This window comes from Aquincola tertiaricarbonis (assembly GCF_000969605.1).
GTDB classification, from domain to species: Bacteria; Pseudomonadota; Gammaproteobacteria; order Burkholderiales; family Burkholderiaceae_C; genus Aquincola; species Aquincola tertiaricarbonis.
The window spans coordinates 1-1,191 of the sequence record NZ_JZUE01000073.1 but is presented as its reverse complement, the minus strand read 5'-3'; the positions used below and the strand labels follow the sequence as shown (position 1 = coordinate 1,191).

Below are 1,191 nucleotides of genomic sequence, written 5' to 3'. Positions count from 1 at the left end.
ATGGCAAAAGGTAAGTTCGAGCGGACCAAGCCGCACGTCAACGTGGGCACCATCGGCCACGTGGACCATGGCAAGACGACGCTGACGGCGGCGATCACGACGATCCTGTCGGCCAAGTTCGGCGGCGAAGCCAAGGCGTACGACCAGATCGACGCGGCGCCGGAAGAAAAGGCGCGCGGCATCACGATCAACACCGCGCACGTCGAGTACGAGACCGCCAACCGCCACTACGCGCACGTCGACTGCCCCGGGCACGCCGACTACGTGAAGAACATGATCACCGGCGCGGCGCAGATGGACGGCGCCATCCTGGTGTGCTCGGCCGCCGACGGCCCGATGCCCCAGACGCGTGAGCACATCCTGCTGGCCCGCCAGGTCGGCGTGCCGTACATCATCGTCTTCCTGAACAAGTGCGACATGGTCGACGACGCCGAGCTGCTCGAGCTCGTCGAGATGGAAGTGCGCGAGCTGCTGTCGAAGTACGACTTCCCCGGCGACGACACCCCGATCGTCAAGGGCTCGGCCAAGCTGGCGCTCGAAGGCGACAAGGGCGAGCTGGGCGAGCAGGCCATCATGGCCCTGGCCGACGCACTGGACAGCTACATCCCGACGCCCGAGCGCGCCGTGGACGGTGCGTTCCTGATGCCCGTGGAAGACGTGTTCTCGATCTCGGGCCGCGGCACCGTGGTCACGGGCCGTGTCGAGCGTGGCGTGGTCAAGGTCGGTGAGGAAATCGAGATCGTCGGTATCCGCGCCACCCAGAAGACCACCTGCACCGGCGTGGAAATGTTCCGCAAGCTGCTGGACCAAGGTCAGGCCGGCGACAACGTGGGCATCCTGCTGCGCGGCACCAAGCGTGAAGACGTCGAGCGCGGCCAGGTGCTGTGCAAGCCGGGCTCCATCAAGCCGCACACGCACTTCACCGCCGAGGTGTACGTGCTGAGCAAGGAAGAAGGCGGCCGCCACACCCCGTTCTTCAACAACTATCGCCCGCAGTTCTACTTCCGCACGACGGACGTGACCGGCGCGGTGGAGCTGCCGAAGGACAAGGAAATGGTCATGCCGGGCGACAACGTCAGCATCACCGTCAAGCTGATCGCCCCGATCGCGATGGAAGAAGGCCTGCGCTTCGCCATCCGTGAAGGCGGCCGCACCGTCGGCGCCGGCGTCGTTGCCAAGATCATCGAGTAA

At 65.7% G+C, this 1,191-nt stretch carries 1 protein-coding gene; it reads left to right on the top strand.

The genetic code is table 11. The features are described 5' to 3' along the window. Entirely contained in the window at positions 1–1,191 is a 1,191-nt protein-coding gene (tuf, locus tag VO99_RS27440) for an elongation factor Tu (RefSeq protein ID WP_046116152.1), read from the top strand.